General features: G+C 65.8%; 1 protein-coding gene. It reads left to right on the top strand.

Annotated elements, in window-relative coordinates; all coding sequences use genetic code 11:
• Positions 1-1,757 (top strand): strawberry notch C-terminal domain-containing protein (locus RDU12_RS14960; protein WP_308685429.1); only part of this gene is annotated, 1,757 nt, incomplete at its 5' end.
• Positions 1,758-1,835 lie beyond the last annotated feature (78 nt).

Here is a 1,835-nt window from a genome sequence, read left to right as displayed (position 1 = left end):
CACTGCACGAAACCTACTCCGACGAGGAGGGCAACATTCGCTCCCGCCCGGCCTACGAGGATGGCAACGTCGTCATCTGCGAGGCCGCGCTGGAGAAGCGCGACGCTCTTCTGGAACACCTCGGCGCCCTGCCGCCTCTGCAGGCCGCCCTCGACCAACTCATCCAGCACTACGGCACCGATCAGGTCGCCGAAGTGACCGGCCGCTCGCGCCGCATCGTCAAGAAGGTCAGCGGGGGCGGGACCCGCCTCGCCGTTGAGCGTCGCCCGCCGTCGTCGAACCGCGCGGAGACCTCTGCTTTCATGGACGGCAAGAAGAAGATCTTGGTCTTCTCCGACGCCGGCGGGACCGGCCGCAGCTACCACGCGGATCGCGGCGCGGTGAACAAATCCCGCCGCAGCCACCTACTTTTAGAGAGCGGATGGAAGGCTGACGCCGCCGTCCAGGGCCTCGGCCGCACCAATCGGACCAATCAGGTCCACGCCCCACTGTTCCGTCCCGTTGCGACCAATGTGAAGGGCGAGAAGCGCTTCCTGTCCACGATCGCGCGCCGCCTTGACAGCCTGGGGGCCCTGACCAAGGGCCAGCGCCAGACCGGCGGCCAGGGCCTGTTCCGACCTGAGGACAATCTGGAGAGCGACTACGCGAAGACCGCGCTGCGTCGCCTCTACCGGATGCTCTACACCGGTGACATCGAAGGCCTGAGCCTGCTGGCTTTCGAGGAAGCGACCGGGTTGAGCCTGACGGACAGCGACGGCTCGCTGAAAGAAACCCTGCCACCCATCACCACCTTCCTGAACCGCGTCCTCGCGATGCGGATCAACCAACAGAATGCGATCTTCGGCTATCTCGAGGAGCGCATCGAGGCCGAGATCGACGCCGCCATGACAGCGGGCACCTATGAGATCGGTGTCGAGCAACTCTCTGCAGAACGCTTCGACGTTGTCGATCGGAAGACGATCTTCACCCACGAAAGCGGCGCTGAAACCCGTCTGCTGGAGGTCCGTCAGGTCGAACGGCTGAACCCCATGACCCTTGAGACGGCGCTGCTGCTGGCCGACGACACCGGCGGCGAGCTGATGATCAACGCCCAATCGGGCCGGGCTGCAGTCTGCGTCCGCACCGCATCCCTGATGTTCGATGATGGCCGCGTTGAAGAACGCCGCCGCATGGTCCGACCCTTGACCCAGGAGCGGTTGAACCTTCAATCCCTGGACGCGACGCATTGGGCCCGCGCCACCCCCGAGGCCTTCGCCGAGGCCTGGACTGCTGAACTGGCCAGTCTCCCGGAGACTGCCGTTTCCACCTTCCATATGGTCACCGGCCTGCTGCTCCCGGTGTGGTCGCGACTGCCGAATGACTCGACCCGCGTCTATCGTCTTCAAACCGCCGATGGCGAACGTCTGATCGGTCGCCGTGTCGACAGTCTGGCCCTGCCCGGCCTGTGCGCCGCCTTCGGCCTGGACGCCCCGACATTCACCCCCGAACAGCTCCGCACCGCCGTTCTCGATGACGGAGCGACCATCCAGCTTGCCGATGGGCTGCAGATCCGTCGCAGCCTGGTCATGCAGATGCAGCGGATCGAGCTGATCGGCCTGCCGGCCGCGTCTCTCTCGCACTGGAAGTCTGCCGGGATGCGGACGGAGATCATCGCCTACAAGACCCGGGTGTTCATTCCCACGAACGCCGCCGGCGTCGATGCTCTCCGCCAGCTGGTCGACGCCCATCCGGTGTTGCAGGTCCTGCGGCGCCACTAGGGCTGGGTGACAATCCGGCCATTCAACGCTGTCAGGCGCCGGGTCCTCCCGGCGCTTCCCAGCACGCCCATGTGAGGG

Source organism: Brevundimonas sp. (assembly GCF_031082345.1).
Classification (GTDB): Bacteria; Pseudomonadota; Alphaproteobacteria; order Caulobacterales; family Caulobacteraceae; genus Brevundimonas.
The sequence above is the reverse complement of the archived record's forward strand: the minus strand, read 5'-3'. Positions and strand labels throughout refer to the sequence as shown.